General features: G+C 35.3%; 14 protein-coding genes. 10 read left to right on the top strand and 4 right to left on the bottom strand.

Annotated elements, in window-relative coordinates; all coding sequences use genetic code 11:
• The first annotated feature begins 93 nt into the window (after positions 1-93).
• Complete coding sequence (locus IPH52_28395) at positions 94-2,073, top strand: PAS domain-containing sensor histidine kinase (GenBank protein ID MBK7058903.1); 1,980 nt, start codon at positions 94-96, stop codon at positions 2,071-2,073.
• A 94-nt stretch (positions 2,074-2,167) separates the two neighbouring features.
• On the opposite strand, the gene IPH52_28390 is transcribed toward IPH52_28395, so the two are convergent.
• Complete coding sequence (locus IPH52_28390) at positions 2,168-3,016, bottom strand: metal-dependent hydrolase (protein ID MBK7058902.1); 849 nt, start codon at positions 3,014-3,016, stop codon at positions 2,168-2,170.
• 281 nt (positions 3,017-3,297) lie between these two features.
• Between IPH52_28390 and IPH52_28385 the strand changes: the two genes are divergently transcribed.
• Positions 3,298-4,389, top strand: coding sequence for an AraC family transcriptional regulator (locus tag IPH52_28385; GenBank protein ID MBK7058901.1), 1,092 nt, complete (start codon positions 3,298-3,300; stop codon positions 4,387-4,389).
• Here IPH52_28385 and IPH52_28380 read toward each other — a convergent pair.
• Positions 4,386-4,940, bottom strand: coding sequence for a DUF1566 domain-containing protein (locus IPH52_28380; GenBank protein ID MBK7058900.1), 555 nt, complete (start codon positions 4,938-4,940; stop codon positions 4,386-4,388). The two genes, IPH52_28385 and IPH52_28380, sit on opposite strands and share 4 nt — an antisense overlap.
• Positions 4,941-5,239: 299 nt before the next feature.
• Here IPH52_28380 and IPH52_28375 point away from each other — a divergent pair, with 299 nt between their 5' ends.
• The 3 genes from IPH52_28375 to IPH52_28365 all read left to right on the top strand — a co-directional run bounded on the left by IPH52_28375 (position 5,240) and on the right by IPH52_28365 (position 10,911).
• Positions 5,240-6,811: an NAD(P)/FAD-dependent oxidoreductase gene (locus IPH52_28375; GenBank protein MBK7058899.1), complete on the top strand. Its 1,572-nt coding sequence runs from the start codon at positions 5,240-5,242 to the stop codon at positions 6,809-6,811.
• Between the two features lie 101 nt (positions 6,812-6,912).
• On the top strand, positions 6,913-10,206 hold the full coding sequence (locus IPH52_28370; protein MBK7058898.1) for an ankyrin repeat domain-containing protein: 3,294 nt from the start codon (positions 6,913-6,915) through the stop codon (positions 10,204-10,206).
• Between the two features lie 6 nt (positions 10,207-10,212).
• On the top strand, positions 10,213-10,911 hold the full coding sequence (locus IPH52_28365; GenBank protein MBK7058897.1) for a TrkA family potassium uptake protein: 699 nt from the start codon (positions 10,213-10,215) through the stop codon (positions 10,909-10,911).
• On the opposite strand, the gene IPH52_28360 is transcribed toward IPH52_28365, so the two are convergent.
• Positions 10,908-11,594: an ABC transporter ATP-binding protein gene (locus IPH52_28360; GenBank protein MBK7058896.1), complete on the bottom strand. Its 687-nt coding sequence runs from the start codon at positions 11,592-11,594 to the stop codon at positions 10,908-10,910. The genes IPH52_28365 and IPH52_28360 overlap by 4 nt on opposite strands.
• 126 nt (positions 11,595-11,720) lie before the next feature.
• Between IPH52_28360 and IPH52_28355 the strand changes: the two genes are divergently transcribed.
• Genes IPH52_28355 through IPH52_28335 form a run of 5 tightly spaced genes read left to right on the top strand, consistent with a single transcriptional unit; the run spans position 11,721 to position 16,822 of the window.
• Positions 11,721-12,674 (top strand): hypothetical protein, encoded by a 954-nt coding sequence (locus IPH52_28355; GenBank protein MBK7058895.1) that lies wholly within the window; start codon positions 11,721-11,723, stop codon positions 12,672-12,674.
• Between the two features lie 3 nt (positions 12,675-12,677).
• Positions 12,678-13,955, top strand: coding sequence for a hypothetical protein (locus IPH52_28350; GenBank protein ID MBK7058894.1), 1,278 nt, complete (start codon positions 12,678-12,680; stop codon positions 13,953-13,955).
• A gap of 14 nt (positions 13,956-13,969) precedes the next feature.
• Positions 13,970-14,812 carry an amino acid ABC transporter substrate-binding protein gene (locus IPH52_28345; protein ID MBK7058893.1) on the top strand — a complete coding sequence of 281 codons (843 nt, stop codon included), beginning with the start codon at positions 13,970-13,972 and terminating at the stop codon, positions 14,810-14,812.
• Between the two features lie 3 nt (positions 14,813-14,815).
• The gene (locus tag IPH52_28340) at positions 14,816-16,345 is read left to right on the top strand and encodes a hypothetical protein (protein ID MBK7058892.1); all 1,530 of its coding nucleotides are present in this window, start codon (positions 14,816-14,818) and stop codon (positions 16,343-16,345) included.
• A 30-nt stretch (positions 16,346-16,375) separates the two neighbouring features.
• The gene (locus IPH52_28335) at positions 16,376-16,822 is read left to right on the top strand and encodes an OmpA family protein (GenBank protein MBK7058891.1); all 447 of its coding nucleotides are present in this window, start codon (positions 16,376-16,378) and stop codon (positions 16,820-16,822) included.
• A gap of 9 nt (positions 16,823-16,831) precedes the next feature.
• Here the strand turns inward: IPH52_28335 and IPH52_28330 are convergent, their stop codons facing one another.
• The gene (locus tag IPH52_28330; GenBank protein ID MBK7058890.1) at positions 16,832-17,602 is read right to left on the bottom strand and encodes a CDP-alcohol phosphatidyltransferase family protein; all 771 of its coding nucleotides are present in this window, start codon (positions 17,600-17,602) and stop codon (positions 16,832-16,834) included.
• Between the last annotated feature and the right edge of the window lie 43 nt (positions 17,603-17,645).

Genomic DNA, 17,645 nt, shown 5'->3' with positions numbered 1-17,645 from the left:
TAAAAATTCATTTGACATACAATTCTTTATTGAAAAAATATTTTGAATCTTAATCTAAAATACAATAGTTAAATTTAGCCATAGGAGACCAAAATGAGAAATTACGAAAATGAATCAGCAAACTACACATTGGAAAATGGATTATTTGAATCTCAGCGGCAATTCGCTATTGACCAACATGCAATTCTTTCCAATACAAATATTTTTGGAGCAATCACTTACGCAAACACCAAGTTTTGTGAAATTAGTAAATATTCGAAGGAAGAAATTATAGGAAAGAATCATCGCATCATTAACTCAAATTATCACCCTAAAGATTTTTTTATAAATATGTATTCTGATTTGAAAAATGGAAAAACTTGGTGCGGAGATATCAGAAACCGAGCTAAGGATGGAAGCATATTCTGGGTAGCCACTACCATTGTTCCATTAAGAGATTCCAACGGAAATATTTCTCAATACTTTTCGTCACAAACAGACATCACAGCAAGAAAACAAATAGAAGAAGAACTTCGAGCAAATCAGAAAAAACTAGAAATTCAAAATGCAGAGCTGCAAAGAGCAAAAGCAGATCTCAGACGAAATCATAATATTATTAAAGCTATAACGGATAATATTCCGGGGATGGTTGCTTACTGGACATCCGATTTAAAATGTGCTTTTTCCAATAAACATTATCTTACCTGGTTTGGTCGCACTATGGAGCAAATGCAAGGTATCCACATACAAGACTTACTAGGCGAAAAATTATTTCAAGCAAACGAGCCATATATTATAGGTGCATTAAAAGGAGAACAGCAAAGATTCGAAAGAACTCTCATCAAACCAAATGGACAGGTTACTTATATTTATGTTCAATACATCCCAGACATTTCCAATGGAGAGGTTAATGGATTTTATGCGCTTGTTTTAGACATAACTGATCTCAAGAAGGGACAGGAAAGTCTTTTGGAAAGTGAAATGAGATATCGCGGATTACTTACAAATATTGAGGCTGGCGTAGTTGTTTATTATCCTGATACATCAATTAAAATGCATAATACTCGCGCCGTTGAACTGCTCGGCATTAGTGAGTCTCAAATGGATGGCAAGCCCTTGACTGCTTCTTTATGGAATTGCCTAGATTCAAATAGCAATCAGCTATCTCTAGAAGAATACCCTGTGAATAGAATCTTAAAAACAAAAAAGCCCATCAAGAATAATATATATGGAACCCATCATCATTCTGCCGAGGAAATTTTATGGTTATCAGTCAATGGGTTTCCTTCTCTAAATAAAGAGGGGGAAATATCTGAAATCGTGGTTAGTTTTGTAGACATTACGGCTCGCAAAAAGGCAGAACTATTTCTTCAGCAAAGAACACAGGAACTAGAATTTCTAAATGCAACTAAAGATAAATTGTTTAACATAATTGCGCATGATCTTCGTAATCCGTTCGCTGGCATTAAAGCTCTCTCCGAATTCATGGAATCTAAGTTTAGGCTAAGTAATAAGGAAGAGGATTCTCTTTTTTTGAAATACAGTCAAATGATTATTAGCTCCTCTAATTCAGCCTTGTCGTTAATCAATAATTTAATACAATGGGCACAATCCCAAAGAGGGGAAATCATCGTTAATTATGAAACGATCTCTTTTAATTCTCTTTTGTCTGAAACAATCCCAATTGTAAATCCAAATGCAATTAACAAAAATATTAGTATAGAACAAAAGCTATCCAGTTCTGATCTTATTTATGCAGATGAGTCTTTGATAAGCACAATTCTTCGAAATATACTAACCAATGCAATTAAGTTTACGCGATCCAACGGCAAAATAATAGTATCCTCTGAATCTAAAAATGGTTTCCTAGAAGTTTCAATCAATGATTCAGGTGTCGGAATTGAGCCAGAAAATATCGAAAAGATTTTTAGCATAGATTCTAAATTTAGTAAACGAGGAACAGAAAATGAAAAAGGCACAGGCCTTGGACTGATTCTTTGTAAAGAATTCGTAGAAATGCTAGGGGGTAAAATCTCGGTGACAAGTGAAGTCGGAGTCGGCAGCACGTTTACTTTCACTTTGCCGCTCGCTTAGATTATTTGCCACAGAGACGCAGAGAGGTTCGGAATTTCTCTTTTTTTATTTAAGCAATCAATTACTCGGTGTCTCTGCGCCTCTGTGGCAAATCTTAAACTGCCACTTTTAACTTCACTTTCTCTACCTGGTATTTATCAAAAAAATACTTTGCCAAATGCTCGTTTGCCACTTGGTCGGGATGAAAGCTAGGATTCATATAGTGAACGATTTCTTTTGCCATTGTCCGAGCAAGAGAAATAAAATGAGTGAAGAATTCCCAGAACTCATAGGGGCTAATCACCGTTCCCTTCTTAATTTCCTGAAGCATGAATAAAATAAAACCAATAATCGAGTAAAGACTGAGAGTGATGGTTGCATGAATCAAGCCTCTCATTCGCAGCCAATAACTATCATCTACCATTTTTAAAACATCAAAGGCGACCGCTTTATGCTCGATTTCTTCAGAGGCATGCCATAAAAGCATTTGACGCATATCTTCCGAAACGCCTTCTAACTCGTTCAACTCATTGAAAGCATACTCAGCCAGACTAGCAGTGAAATGCTCTAGGGCTACTGTTACGGCTAATGCGTGTTTTACTCCGAATAGTTTTTCCAGACTTGGCTCGAGATAATCATGGGCGGTAGTATTATAAAAATTTAAGAAACTGTCTATGTCATAACCCTGTCTTTTTAGAGTTTCCCAAAAAACTTTGTGCTCATTTCCATGAATGACTTCTTGTGCAACAAATGCCTTTACTCTTTTTTTTAATTCTAGATCGTGAATGAACTCCTCTTGTGCTTTCACGGATCGAATAAAATATTTTTCTCCATCGGGAAAAATTAAATGAAAACTATTTACAAAATGCGTTATCAAAAAATTTCCCTTAAACCAATTATTCGGAATTTCTTTTCCCAATCCAAAATCTACATGTCTTACTTTAATTGATCCTGTGCTACCCATAATTTCCTCCTACAAAAAAGATTACCACCGATGAACACCGGTGTATCTATTGATATTGCAATTATTTTACTTTAAAAAAATAACTTTGTCGGCGTAAATTATAATTGCTTACAAAAAAATGAGTCTCGAATTATAATTCAGAACGATTTTTATTTTATTACTGACTTCCAAAAAAGGAACTAATGCTTGCTTTTTTAAGTATTCATTTAAGTAATCTTAATCAATAGGATTCATCCAGTTTAAATTGATTGGTATTCTAAAATGTGCATCTAAAAAAAATCATGAATCAGATACTACAAGACTTCAGTCATTTTTTTATACAGTTTGGAACCGGACTTTGTTTCTTACTTACCTTGCTTGAGATTTCTAAAAAGGAAAAATCGAAGTCACTAGGCAACCTATTCTTTATTGGCTTTTTTTTGGGACTTATTCAGCTTCGCCTCGGATTCTATGCAACGGGGCTAATATTAAAATACCCCAACCTCGCGTTTAGTTTTATACCTAGCATTCTAGCCATCGGTCCGATGATATTAAACCTTGGAATTGCGGTGACTGATTTTACGAGTGATAAGAAAATTTATCTTCGCTATCATCTAATACCTGCGGACATTGCTCTTGTGTTTGATTTAATTTTTCTTCTTTTTCCAATAGAATTAAAACAATCCTTAATACAAAAAGCATTATATGAAACAAGCATCACTCCCTATAAACTACTCTATATTCTAGCAATGATCCATATTTTATCATACTTTGGTTATATGGGTTATATGTTTTTACGAATAACTACTAGATTTGAAATCAATTATACTAAGTTTGTCTGGATAATCTTGATTATCCCTATTATTGGTGTGATATTAATTTGCATTGGTTTTTTATTGCAGATTCAGCCGATCTTTTCTCTCGGAGTTTGCATTCTAACGATTACTATAATTTTAATCTATGTATTTGATACAAAGTATCCGAAGTTTTTTATTTCTCTGCAAAATGACATTAAACAAAAAAAATATGAGACTACCCTATTAACAGAAGTCAATGTCGCTGTCGTATGCAAGCGAATAGATGAGCTTATGTTAGAACAAAAAATTTATCTCGATGATGAACTAAGACTCAATACTCTCGCAGAAGAGTTGAGCATAACACCTCATCAACTCTCTCGCATTTTAAACGAAACATACAAAAAAAATTTTAACGAATTCATTAACGCCTATCGCATCGCCGAAGCCGAAAAAATCTTACTTGCGGATACTAAACGTTCTATTCTCTCTGTTGCCTATGAAGTTGGATTTAACTCAAAGGGAACTTTTAACTCTCATTTCTTAAAAGTCACGGGGCTCAGACCAAGCGAATACAGAGAGAAAAAAGAAAGAAACTAACGCACGCATCGAACATCATTTACAAAACTTCGATCATCCACAAATAAATGTCCGTTACTAATTCCGATGTTAAAGGAATGGTCGGATTCACTTGGCGTAGATGACCAATAAAATAGCCCATCTTTCTTCCAAGCCTCCGTCGTTCCATTGATAAATGCTTCTCTAAGTTCACTGATCGTCGGAAGTCGCATTCCTAAATTGGAACATACTGCCATTGCATCTTCCCATTGCATAACTCCTCGGTAATCACTCCATAAAACATTCAGCGAACTTCTTTCCTTCTTAGCGGTTTCGCTGCCTTCTTTACTTTGTTTTTTGGCAGATTCATTCTCTTTTACAGAACTGTCTTTTCGTATTTCAGAAATATCCTTCTTCTTATAGATGATAGTTCCTCCATCTTCTGTTTTTACAGTAACAGTATTCGTAACTCTAATTCCGTTTAACACTGTTCCATTCTTTAAGACAATCGAATCAGTAAATTTCTTAGGAGTTTTAGCGGCTAATGATGAATATCCGAATATTATGAACAAAAATACGATTATATATTTCATATTCATAAAATGTTAAATCACTTCAATTTGTAAAACATTTTTACCAAATTCAATCTTTTATTGAGACAAAACCTATTTACTGAAAATCAAAATTAAAAAAGGTAACTAATCTGGAAATCTACTATGGTATGCATTGGTAGTTTTTTTTAAAAAAGTCCTAACTTATAATTTTTTACACAAAAAAGTGTTTAAAATTATAAGTTCAAGCGACATATCTAAAAAATCTTGCTAGAATAATTTCAAAAGAATTGAACTTAGTATTTTAACAATGCTAATCTTCAAACTTGCAGGAGTATTAAATGACAACACATAAAACAGAGCAGGAGACAAACTCGGTCAGTCAGAATAAAAAAGTATTCGATACAATCATTATCGGAACTGGATTTTCTGGAATCTGCATGGCAATCAAGTTAAGGCAAGCAGGGATTAGTTCAATTAAAATTCTAGAACAAAGAGATGCAATAGGAGGGACATGGAGAGACAATACCTATCCGGGTGCCGAGTGTGATGTTCAGTCCCATTTATATTCCTATTCCTTTGAACCAAATCCCAACTGGAAGAAAATGTTCGGAGAACAGTCTGAAATTTTAGCTTATATGAATTTTTGTGTGGATAAATATGATTTGCGTCATATAATCGAGTTTAACACATCCGTGAAAGGAATCTATTTTCAAGAAGCAAACGGTATATGGGAAGTTCATACTGAGAGCGGAAAAACATTCTTAGCCCACACTGTAGTTTCAGGCAATGGAGGACTCAGTCGTCCTTCTCTACCGGACATAAAAGGACTCGATAGTTTTAAAGGAAAAATATTTCACTCAGCCAAATGGGATCATTCCTATGACTTAAATGGAAAAGAAGTCGCAGTGATTGGGACAGGAGCCAGTGGAATTCAAATCGTTCCGGCTATTGCAGCTATCGTAAAGAAATTAAGCCTATTTCAAAGAACACCACCCTGGATTATTTCAAAATCAGACAGAGAAATTTCTGCCCAAGAGAGGTTACTCTATAGTATCCTTCCTGTCGCCCAACAACTCTATCGAGAATATATTTACTGGATTTTAGAAATTCGAATTTTAGGACTCGTAATAAATCCCGATCTAATGAAAGCATTTGAGCAAGCAGCAAGAGAATACTTGAAAAAAAGTATCAAAGACCCAACGCTACGAGAAAAGCTAACGCCAAATTACCTCTTTGGATGTAAAAGAGTTTTACTGTCTAATAACTATTATCCAGCATTAGAGCGAAAAAATGTAGAGCTGATTACTTCTGGAATCGAAGAAGTGCGTGAAAAAAGTATTCTGACAAAAGATGGGAAAGAAATCTTTGTAGACACAATCATTGCTGCAACAGGATTTCATGGAGCCAAAACAGGCGCACCCTTTGAGATCATTGGATTAAAAAATCAAAGCTTAAATGAAACATGGAAACTAAACGGCGCTAAAGCCTACTTAGGCACAACCATTTCTGGTTTTCCAAATCTTTTTTTAATGACAGGTCCGAACAGTGGTCTAGCGCATAGCTCGATGATTTATATGATTGAATCGCAAGCACAGTATATAACACAGTGCATTAAGAGCATCAAAGAAAATAATTTGAAATACATGGATGTAAAACAAGAAGTCTTAGATATTTATAATTCTGAATTACAAAAAAGATTAAAAAAATCTGTTTGGGCAGATAGTTGCAATAGTTGGTATGTGGACAAGTCAGGACGAAACACTTCCCTCTGGCCTGGATTTACTTTAGAATTCAAAACAAAGACATTTGCCTTTAACCCCACAGAATATAATTTAGTGCTTCAGAATAACACAAAGCTAGAAGCAAATGCGTTTGATGTAATAAAGAACCTAGCATCCGCATTGTTCTAATAACTCAACATAAAAAAGATTGCCACAGAGGCACTGAGTTGTTACGATAGGGTTTATTATTTTTCACTTTTCAGAAAAGCCCTATCCTTAAAAGTAAGAACATGCAATTTTTTTTTAGATTTCTTTTTTTTATTTCCATTCTTAATTCATTGTATGCAGGACCGACGGAAGATCTTTTTGAAGCAGTCAGAAAGCGGAGCATAACTGATATTAACCGTGCGATTGAGAACGGCGCAGATATAAATGCAGGTAATGAGTATAATACTACACCTCTTATGCTTGCAACTCATTTCGGAGCAATTGGAATTGTAAAAGCTCTGCTAGAAAAAAAAGCAGACCCCAATGCAATTAATTATCGCAACGAAACTGCTCTACGCATTGCTTGCCAAAAAAATCTTACAGAAATTATCAATACACTCATTGAATATGGTGCTGATGTAAATGAAGAAGACATCAGTGGTGCCAACCTGCTTATGAATTATCTGGACAAACAATCCGGTAAAGCAAATGAGTTACCGATTCTAACACTCTTAATCGAAAGAGGGGCTAATGTCAATCACCAAAAAGAAGATGGGGAATCGGTTTTGATGGTGAGAAGAAAGGACAAAGAAATATTCGAATTTTTGATTTCAAAGAATGCAGACTTGAATCTGCGAAATAAAGATGGAAATACACTTCTGCATATTGCTATTGAAAGCAAGGATGTTGAACTTGCAAAATTTCTTTTGGAAAAAAATGCAAACGTAAATATTCAAAATTTTATGGGTGATACTGCTCTAATGCAAGCCATCTACTTTGATCAAATGGAAATAATTAGTCTTATCCTCGAAAAGAATCCTGATTTGAATATTAAAGATAGCGAGGGAATGACCGCAATCGTCCACGCAATTGATAAAAAGCAAAAAGAAGTAGTGAAAACTTTGATCGCAAGAAAGGCAGATTTAAATGTGATGGATAATAAGGGTTATACTCCGTTTATGTATGCAATACTTTCGGAAGAGCAGGAGTTAATAGACTTACTTTTAAATGCAGGCTCTGATCTATTTGCTAAGTCACAAAAAGGCTACAGTGTATTTATGCTCGCTTGCTATAAAGGAAATTTGAATCTTGTAAATTTGCTTTTAGAAAAAGGAATAAATATAGAAGAGCCAAGTCAAACTTATGAAACTGCCCTTTACAATGCAATTCGTAATTCTAAAAATCGACAACATGACATTGCACAAATTCTACTAGAAAGAAAAACAAAAACGAAACGTGGGAAGTTTAGAGACTACGGAGTATTAAGCGCAGCTTTCTACAATGACTTTAAATCCGTGCAATATTTCATTGAGCAAAAATTTGATTTGAATATTCGGGACAAAGAAGGAAATACCCCAATGATGCTCGCTTCCGAGCGCGGGTTTGCAGATATTGTCAATTTGCTCCTAACAAATAAAGCAAAAGCAAAGCGTCTGAATCGAAAAAAAGAATCGGCTCTTACACTCGCTGTCAAAAACAATCACTGGGCAGTTGTGCAAATGCTAAATCCAGCCTATAAACCTCCTCCAAAACCTGTCACTCCAGTAAAACCAGTCGCAATAAAAGACGACCGGGTTTTTAAACCGGAAAGCAAAGCTTTAATCGATGCAATTAAAGAGGATAATATTGATAAGCTTTCCAGTCTTATTAACTCTGGAGAAATTTCTATCAATGAGCAATATGGAGATAAAGGAAAAAGCCCTCTCATGCATTCAGCCTTCTTTGGAAGTTTTAAATCTGCAAAATTTCTTTTAGAGAACAAAGCCGATTTGAATCTAAAAGATTCGTCTGGATCGGATGCAGTATTACAACCTATTCATTTTGCGAGACTCGAAAAGGATAATTTCATTTATCCGTCACACTTTTTTATCACTCGACTTCTTTTAGGAGCAGGCGCCGATGCGAATACTAAAGATTATGCGGGAGATAGTTTTCTTTATAGCTCTGCCTATTACAATCAATTTGAACTAGTTAAGATTGCTCTTGAATTTAAAGCGAAAGTAAATCTACCAAATGAAAAAGGGCTTACTCCACTTCATGCTTCTGCCTGGCATAAGAATCCCCGCATTGTAAAACTACTTCTATCGTATAACGCAGATGTGAATGCAAAGGATTTAGAAAATAGAACTCCACTGTATATGATTTGTCTTTCGAAAGAGAACGAATCTGAAATTATAAAAATGCTATTAGAAAAAAATCCAGATCTTCATGTAAAGGCGAAGACAGGAATGAGTGCTTTAGATTTAGCAAAGGCTAATGGCTACGAAAAAATTCTGAATGTATTTATGAAATCAGTAGCAGATGAGAAAGCATTAGAAGAAACGGCTTCTTTACAGTATGAATTATTAAAAAAAGAATTCGATGGTAAAATACTAAATTGGAAAAATGATAAGGGCAATTCTTTACTTGAGCTTGCTGTTCGCTTTCTGCGCGTGTCAGAGGTAAAAGACTTACTCGAAAAAGGAGCAGACGCAAATATTTTTAATATGGAAATGGAAACTCCTTTAATGGCGGCATGTGATAGAGGCAACTATAAAATAGCCAAGCTTTTAGTGGATTACAAAGCAGAAATAAATTTTCAAACGAAAACTGGAAGCACTCCACTGATGAGTGCGGCATTTCATGGTAATGCGGAGATTGTTCAGCTTCTACTTGATAAAGGGGCAATTGCAAGTGCAAAGAATGAAGCTGGGGATAACGCGCTGTCTATCGCTTCTCGGTATGGTCATCCGCTCATTGCTCAAATGCTACTCGACAAACGAGTTCATGTAAATGCTTTGAATAAATACTTCGGCTCTTCTCTTATGGCAGCAGTAAAAGGCGATGAGTTCGAAATCGCAGAAAAGCTTTTAAAGAAAAAAGCAAATCCCCATTTTAAATTCTCGGATGGAAATAATGCACTCATGATGGCAATCGAGAGAGGCAATAAATTTATCGTCAAAATTTTGTTAGATAGAAAAGCTCGACTTGCAGAAGAAAATCGCAAGCACAAAACAGCTCTTATCCTTGCTGTTGAGAACGGTCATTCTGAAATTGTCAGGATGCTTTTAAAGAACAATGCCAATATAAACGAAAAATTATTTGACGGATCAAATCTACTCCATCTTGCTGTAACCAAAGGCTATAGAGATACTCTTAAAATATTACTTGATTTTCCTAAGAAAAGTCAAGTGAGTTATTCAGTCATTGAGATAAATGAAAAGGATAAAAATAGCTTGACTCCACTTATGATTGCGACGGCTTTAGGCGACAAAGACACTGTGAAGATTTTGTTAGAAAGTGGTGCTGATCGCAGTATTGCGGATATTCACGGTTACACTGCATTATCGTATGCGAGAGATTTAGGATACAAAGAAATTATCGAATTGTTACAGTAGGAATTTATGAATAGAAAAAAAATTGCAGTAATCGGTCTAGGTGACTTTGGAAAAGAATTGGTAAAATGCTTATACGAAGAAAAACATGAAGTCATCGCTATCGACAAAAAAATGGAACTCATCGAAGAGATTAAAGATGTCTGCACCAATGCAGTCTGTCTTGATTCTACAGATGAAAGCTCAATGGAAGCACAGGGATTAGAAGATTTCGACTACGTCATATTAGCCACTGCTGATGATTTCGAAACTCTTGTCATTACAAGTGATATATTAAGGCGAATCGGTGTAAAAGAAATTATCGCTCGTTATCAGACACAGCTTCATGTTCGAATTTTGAAGATGCTTGGAATCACGCATATATTTAATCCAGAAGAGCGGGCTGCAAAAAATATGGCTGAGATGTTTGGTCATGCAAATATAAAAGGAAGTATTATTCTTTCCGAAGAATATCGAATTGCCGAACTTCTCGTTCCAGAATTTTTCAATGGTAAGACAATTATGGATGTGAAGTTAAAGGAAAAATACAATTTGCTCCTTGTTACCATTAAGAGATATAAGAATGCTACAAAAGGCAAACGCAGAGAAGACGAAGCGATTTTAGAAACTTTAGGCATTCCTTCCGCTGAAACAGTCTTTCGCTCAAAGGATATTATGGTAGTATTCGGCAATCACAGAGATGTAGAGAAATTTTTGAATTTGATTTAGACAGTAACTTGAATCGGTTGCAATTTTCCAGAAAGCATTTTATTTCTTTTGTTTGCCATTGCGGCTAATTCCATATCATGTGTTACTAATACCATAGAGAATTTCAAATCTCTTTGTAGTTCGAGGATAAGCCCCATTAGATTCTTGGAGTTTTCTCTGTCTAAGTTTCCTGTTGGCTCATCGGCTAACACCAGTTGTTTCTTAGAAACGAGCGCTCTTGCTACTCCAACTCTTGCACTTTCCCCACCGGATAATTGAGAAGGAAAACTATCTAGTCTTTCTCCCAATCCTACTTTTTGTAACATCGAAATGGCTTCCTGTTTTGCTTTGATGATATTCATTTTGCTAATTAAAAGAGGAATCATAACATTTTCCAAGGCAGTAAAATCAGGCAGCAGGAGATGGTGCTGAAAGATAAAGGAAATCTTATTGGCTCTAAATTTTTCTTTTTCCGTGTTCGTGATAGTTCCGAGATTCACGCCGCATACTTCTACTAAACCACTATCGAATTCATCCATCGCACCTAGGATATTCAGAAGCGTAGATTTTCCAACACCAGAGGATCCTTCGACTGATACTATTTCACCTTCGCCAATTTCTAGGTTCAGATCCCAAAGTATGGGAACACCTTTATCAGAAATATAATAAGATTTTTTTAGATTTTCAATTTTCACAATGGACATAGCAATTCCTAAAAAGAGTTCCATACCACGTTGAAAGCTGGGATTGAATTTGCAAACTTAATAATATTAGTTGCCAATTAGATAGGAATTGGTTTATTTGTTTATAAGTCCTTTTTTTATTATATTATGCCTAGCGATTTATACTTCATTAAATTTGTAGCAAGAGATAGCATTCAAAGAACCTTTGTGGTTTTTGCTGGTGTTGCCAATAAGCAAAAAAACATCATTGAAAGATTCGAGACTTTAGTTTCTCATTCCAATGAATTAATCAATATTAATTCTGATTATACTTACAAAGACGTAGTCAATCGAATTCAAAAATTCATGTTTGAAGGCAATCACGTTCAAAGCGCAACTCTGACACTCGTCAATTCTTTCAAAAATTCATTTAACTCAGAAAGCTATTTAGTAGAAATGATGTATTATTTAGAATACGATAATTCTGAAAAACTAAATGATCTCTTAAAACAAAATCTATCGAAAGTTCTTGGCAAAGGGGATTATTTAATCAATACAATATTTCATCCAATTGAAAGAGATGAGCTAGATGCATCAGCAGCAAGAGAAGAGCTATCAGATAAAAACAAAGACAAGGAATTTGCAGAAGGGTTAATTCCACCCGGCTCCCTTGTGGCTAATTTTACTTATATTCTATCTCCCGTGACAGGGACTCGCGTTGACGAACTTCGAATTGGTGATCGAATTATGGTAAAATTTTCTCCCGATAGTGAGGCAGCAAATAGCGTCATTAATCTCCTCTCTTTAAAAGACGATGGCGGTATTATTCGACCCGTGCCTGCAACTATCATTGAAATAAAAAAAAGCCCCACTGAAGTGGACGCACTTATTAAAATTACCGATGGAGTGTTTGGTCGTTACTCCGAAAAAGAAACAACGGTTAAAGTAAAATTAGCAGGCTTCGAGACATTAGCCACAACTATCAAACGAAAACCAGATTCCGAAATATTAGAAGACAGAAAGCCTAAAAAACCATTTCATTTAAGCTTAGGCACTGTAGGCATTGCAGCGATTGTCGGTCTTTTAATTGTTGCGTGGATACTCACTTATATATTCCTATAAATCATGAATAAAACAAAGAAAATCATTCTATTTATCTCGCTATTAATACTTCTTTTTTCTCTGGAAAGCATTTTACTCAATATTACAATCGACTTTGACCCGGGTAACCTTGTTCGGGAGCGGCAAATAGATACTTTGCCACTAGAAGAAGAACCAGTCGCTAAACCTCCGACTTTGGAAATGAAAAAAGGGATTGTATTCAAAATATTCTTTTTGAATTCACTGCTTCAAGAGGTAAATGATGAGTATACTCCAAATGATGGAAGACTAGAAAAGACAATTGAGAAAATCGAAAGTCTCTTGATCGGTCAGAAGATTGGTTTAGCTGTAAATTTATTTATCATAGCACTTTGTTTTTCTACAATGATTTCCATTTTAAAAGAAGCCTGGTTTTCTGTTTTTATAAGTAGAATTTTACTTTTCATTTCCTTCTTTACGTTTGCCTATTATCTTGCGCGGTCTTTGGTTCTCGCCTACTATGTGCCTTTCATTGGGGTTCCATTATTTATTTTCCATCTCAGTGTTTTTATACTCGTGACAATGTCAATTGTTCATTCTTTCTTGCGATTTTTTGAGATTTTCTTTTCAAAGAAAGTTCTGGCTTACACCAATTTGACTCTACTTCTAAGTGGATTTGTATTCGGACTCTTTGTTGAGTTTCTGAATTCTTCTTCTTCGATTTTCATTTCTGCAATTGTTTTTGGGGCAGCATTTTTAATTTACGGTTCATTTACTGAAATATTCTTCTGGTTGATTTATAGATTGAATCGCTTCTTAAAATTAACAGAATCACCAGCATTTAAGTTTAACTCACTTCTTCTAGCCTCTTACAATGATGAAGAAAACAATGCTAGACCGGCAATCAAGGGCATTGGGGTAGAAGTCAAAAAGGAATCTTCTTTTTTAAAAATTGCACTTCATTTTTTCTACATTATTTTTGCAGGAGTATTCGTGGGCAATGTAGTTTACATTCCATTATTTTCTCTCCAAAAGCATTATAGTGCGGAATTTGGAATTTTACTTTTTATTATGATCATATTACTTTCTGTTTTCTATGTGAGAAATTATTATAATATTGGAAGAGAAGAAGAGTTATCCACGACGAGTAATATTCTTGTAAGCCTTTCCTTCTTACAATACCGATTTATGAAAAACCTCCTCTTCATTCTGTTATCTACTATAGGAGTGATCGTATTCATCACCTGCCTCTTTTTACTTTTGACACTGAATACATTCATTCTGAAAAATCAGAATATTATCGACAAAACAATAAATCTATAATTTATTGACTCATTATGGGTAATAAATTCCTTTCAATTTGTTTCGTTTTATTATTTACGCTGCCTTTTAGTTTTTTAATTGCGGATGAAAATTCACAGTTGTATAAAATTCTAAAAAAGAAAGAGATCATTGTTTCCGTGGGTGCAGATTATGAGCCATATTATATTAAGAACCCTAAACCAGATTATCCTGGCTTTGAGGTTGAATTAGCAAAAGCGTTTGCAGACTACTTAGGTGTTACATTAAAAGAAATAGTCCCACTTCTAACATTTGCAGATCATGCCCGTGCGATCAAAACTGGTCGAGTAGATATTTCTTTTGGTAATTCATCTAGTATAAAACGAGGTCAACAACTTGGCTTTAGTGATTCGTATTATTCCACCTCTCCCGGCGCTCTTGTAAGCAAATCAATATTACCCGCTGAGTCAGAAGGGCAAGTGGTTACAAATAAAACCTACAGGAACTTATACGATCTAAAAGCTCTTTCTGGTTTAGTCATGGGAGCAAAGGATAGCACTTCCAATTTAGAATTTGCAAAGGAAAACTTTCCAAGAGTTACCATTAAATCTTATCCAACAGATGAAGCAGCACTCAATGCACTCAATGAAAATGAAATCAATTGTTATGTGGCTGATAATCTTTACTTAGAAGGGTTAATACAAAGAAATCCCTCTTTAAAAATAAAAATGCAACCGGTCGTAGGCAGTGTGGTAGAAAAGCAGCTAAGCATAAATACACGCAAGAATGATCTAGAGCTACTGAATGAAGCCAATTTTTTTATTAGAGAAATGAAAAGAACAGGACAAATTAATCGGTTAAAGGAAAAGTATTTCAATAATAATGCATGGGTTCGTTAATGCATGAAGATTTTTCTTTTTCCTATTCTTCTTTTTATTCTAATGCCCATTTTTGCGGATGAGCCAGAACAACAAAGAAAGTTTAATATTACTGGCACAATGCGATTTCGCGGTTTTGCACTGAGTAGGGATACACTGCTTAGCCGCCAGAATCCAACCTACCCCTATTACAATCCTCCCCTAGAAGCAAGTGCTCTGGATTCTTCCAATGCTAAAATGCTAAACGCAGAAACGGCAGCGCGGCTAACAGGTAAACCAAGCACACTTACTCCAAGAAATGAAAAGCTCAATTATTTTGATTCGAGAGTCTTGCTTAACTTTGAATTCTTTACTTCTCAATACTTCGACGGATTTGCAGGAGTTCAAATCGGTGATATGACATTTGGTGGAAAGTCTATTTCCAATGCCGACAGAAACAATCCTTCTGTATTAGGTAGTGGAACAGGAGGTGAGCTAGGACAGCAAACGCCTGTTAACCTCAGGAGCAATTTTCTTTATATCAACGTTAAGCTAAAGGAATATGATTTTACTTCTAGATATGGAATTCAATTTTTTTCTTCTGCTCTAGGTAGATTGGTGTTTGCCATTGGAAGCGGTGCAGTTATGACAAAAGGGATTCCTAGTTACAAGCTAACACTAGAAGGTGGTTGGATTCGCACCCGTGAAAGAACTGCGGCAGATTTAGATGGAAATGGTTTTAACGATAAAAGACAAAATGTAAATGTATTTTTCTTAAAGGCAAAATTCTTACCAACAAGCGGATACAGTCTTGAGCTTTACAATTATTCTTCTATTGACAATGATCAAACTGATCTTTTTCGAGAAACAGGAAATCTTTATTGGTGGGGAATCTTTAATGAGTGGCGTTATGGAACTTTCACAATTATGGCTCATGGAATTTACAATCATGGAAATTTGAAAGCACTCCGCTCTGTAAGAAATCCAAATGAGCAGGAAGTGTATCAACAAAGAAATCATTATTCAATTAGCGGTGGACTTTGGGATTTTCAAGTATCGTATAGTTATAATCGGGAGATTAAACTTAACCTAATTGGGGTCGGCACTACCGGTCGTCCCGGATATAGTAAAGATGGAGTGCCAGCCGGTTATAAGGGCGGTGGGTATAGAACGATTTTCCCGGACTTTACAATTTCCAATATTGCAATAGATTTTACCGGTGGTTACGCCTTATTTAGCGCTAATAATATGAGTGGACTATATGAAGTAGGAAGCTTTGTGAACATTATCGTCCCGGGCCCTTTCGAACTTACTGTAGGCTACTATCATTTATACGCAAATCGTTCTCCCATTATCGAAAACAATCGTGATTACAATATTTTTTATTCTAAGGAAACTTCTAATTTTATGGGAAGAGAATACAATTTGAATCTCAGATGGAATGTTCTAAGTGATTTTCAACTATTGTTTCGTTCCGGTTATTTCGAAACGGGTAACGGTCTTAAGGCGCTCATGGACAGCAGAGCCGGAAGCTATTTGAAAGAAGCATTTTTAACGGCGGAATATAAGTTTTAGATATGATTAAACTTAACTCCAGGAGATAGTATGAATTGGACTTTATTTTTAAAATTAATATTTCTATTTATTTTTTTGAAATGTATATATATACAAAATCAATCTCTGGATAATATTCATTATCCAGAAACACCTTTTCTTTCTGGTTTCATGCCAGGACGTCCTGAATTAAAGAAAGAGTATGCACAAGACTGGTGTAAGAAATTTTGCAATAAAATAGATTCAATTCTAAAAAAGAGTCCAGATGGATACTACCTAGAAATTAGTGGAAAGATGGATGCGACAGAGATACCGCCTAACAGGGAAAAACTTTCGTTAGATAGAGCAGATTCGGTGAGGCAATTGCTTTCCGATTATGGGATTCCAAAAGATAAAATGAAAGCAATTGCAGATCCTGATCCGAATAAGTTTATAGGACGAGATTTATTTGACCCGGAAAATCGTGTAGTTCGTTTTCAAATTAGAAAAAAGAATTAGCACAAAACACTATTTTTCTTCACCATCAGGATAAAAATCTTGAATGAACTGAATAATAAGACTGATGATTCCAGATGATACATAGAAAACTAGAATTCCATACATCACAAAAGGAATCTTAGGTAAGCCTAAAAAGAAAAACAATACTCCAAAGCCTGCGAGGATAATTAGGATTCTCCCCTTTGTAAACTTTCCTCTGATGGCAACTTGTGGTTTAGAATAACGTATCTTAGACACCATAAGCAAAGCAACTGCAATAAAACTTGGTATCGTTATAAAACTAGAAATCACATTATTCGGAAACGCAACTGGAAATAACCCAACGATAACTCCAGCGATAGGAGAAGGCAAACCAGTAAAAGACGTTGGATCATGAGAAACAGTAAATCGAGCTAAGCGATAGGCGGCACAGATTGGAAAGATAGACGCAACTAACATTCCATAAGGAAAGAGTTCTCCCGTTCCAAAGAAGTCAAATTTAAAATTTTCCAAAATCATTTTATAAGTCAAGTAGCCCGGAGCAATTCCAAATGTAGTCAAATCGGCAAGAGTATCCAATTCTGCTCCCAAAGCCGATGTAGCATTTAACGCTCTTGCTGCCATTCCATCAAAGCCATCAAAGAGAGCGGCTAGGATAATAAAAATTCCAGAGAGTAAGAATACTTGTGAGCTATTTTGACTCGCAGTGGTAACTTCCGATGCAATTAACATGGATACGAATCCAAGAGTTAGATTTCCAAGAGAAAGTGCATTGGGCACCCAGTTTAATTTTAATTTCATAATTCTCCTAATTCCCTAATTATAAACAATGTTCAATTCACAT

Source organism: Leptospiraceae bacterium (assembly GCA_016708435.1).
In the GTDB taxonomy this organism is placed as follows: Bacteria; Spirochaetota; Leptospiria; order Leptospirales; family Leptospiraceae; genus UBA2033.
The sequence above is the reverse complement of the archived record's forward strand: the minus strand, read 5'-3'. Positions and strand labels throughout refer to the sequence as shown.

Excerpts from the sequence above, each read along its gene's own strand:
- IPH52_28395 (MBK7058903.1), top strand. The coding sequence starts at position 94 with ATGAGAAATTACGAAAATGAATCAGCAAACTACACATTGGAAAATGGA.
- IPH52_28390 (MBK7058902.1), bottom strand. The coding sequence starts at position 3,016 with ATGGGTAGCACAGGATCAATTAAAGTAAGACATGTAGATTTTGGATTG.
- IPH52_28385 (MBK7058901.1), top strand. The coding sequence starts at position 3,298 with ATGAATCAGATACTACAAGACTTCAGTCATTTTTTTATACAGTTTGGA.
- IPH52_28380 (MBK7058900.1), bottom strand. The coding sequence starts at position 4,940 with ATGAAATATATAATCGTATTTTTGTTCATAATATTCGGATATTCATCA.
- IPH52_28375 (MBK7058899.1), top strand. The coding sequence starts at position 5,240 with ATGACAACACATAAAACAGAGCAGGAGACAAACTCGGTCAGTCAGAAT.
- IPH52_28370 (MBK7058898.1), top strand. The coding sequence starts at position 6,913 with ATGCAATTTTTTTTTAGATTTCTTTTTTTTATTTCCATTCTTAATTCA.
- IPH52_28365 (MBK7058897.1), top strand. The coding sequence starts at position 10,213 with ATGAATAGAAAAAAAATTGCAGTAATCGGTCTAGGTGACTTTGGAAAA.
- IPH52_28360 (MBK7058896.1), bottom strand. The coding sequence starts at position 11,594 with ATGTCCATTGTGAAAATTGAAAATCTAAAAAAATCTTATTATATTTCT.
- IPH52_28355 (MBK7058895.1), top strand. The coding sequence starts at position 11,721 with ATGCCTAGCGATTTATACTTCATTAAATTTGTAGCAAGAGATAGCATT.
- IPH52_28350 (MBK7058894.1), top strand. The coding sequence starts at position 12,678 with ATGAATAAAACAAAGAAAATCATTCTATTTATCTCGCTATTAATACTT.
- IPH52_28345 (MBK7058893.1), top strand. The coding sequence starts at position 13,970 with ATGGGTAATAAATTCCTTTCAATTTGTTTCGTTTTATTATTTACGCTG.
- IPH52_28340 (MBK7058892.1), top strand. The coding sequence starts at position 14,816 with ATGAAGATTTTTCTTTTTCCTATTCTTCTTTTTATTCTAATGCCCATT.
- IPH52_28335 (MBK7058891.1), top strand. The coding sequence starts at position 16,376 with ATGAATTGGACTTTATTTTTAAAATTAATATTTCTATTTATTTTTTTG.
- IPH52_28330 (MBK7058890.1), bottom strand. The coding sequence starts at position 17,602 with ATGAAATTAAAATTAAACTGGGTGCCCAATGCACTTTCTCTTGGAAAT.